Origin of the sequence: Pseudomonas sp. PKS (genome assembly GCF_051913525.1) — a bacterium.
Taxonomy (GTDB): Bacteria; Pseudomonadota; Gammaproteobacteria; order Pseudomonadales; family Pseudomonadaceae; genus Aquipseudomonas; species Aquipseudomonas guariconensis_D.
This window is the reverse complement of record NZ_JBEGDO010000063.1, coordinates 1-314: the sequence shown is the minus strand read 5'-3', so window position 1 is coordinate 314 and position 314 is coordinate 1. Positions and strand designations below refer to the sequence as shown.

General features: G+C 66.6%; 1 protein-coding gene. It reads right to left on the bottom strand.

Annotation, left to right across the window (positions count from 1 at the left end):
* A partial coding sequence (locus ABOA88_RS24090) for an inverse autotransporter beta domain-containing protein (protein ID WP_440128005.1) occupies window positions 1-314 on the bottom strand: 314 nt, incomplete at both ends.

Genomic DNA, 314 nt, shown 5'->3' with positions numbered 1-314 from the left:
TTGGCGCCGAGCATGTAGCCGTCGTTGAAGCGACGCACGCCCAGGCCCAGGCTGGTCTGCTGGCGGTCGTCCTTGCGGTGGATGCTGCCTTGAGTGAACAGCAACTGCTCGGGGGTGTCATGCAGCGGGGCGAGCAGTTCGACCTGGGAGTTCTTCAGCGAGAGCTTGTCGTCCACATCGATCTGCACACGGGCGGTGCCGAAGCGGCTGAGCCACTGCTGGGCTTGGCTGCTGGCCTCCCCGGTGGCCATGCCCCGGGCTATGGAGGCAGCGGCGTCGCTGTCGGGGTTGTTGCTGAGGAAGCTGCCGGTGCT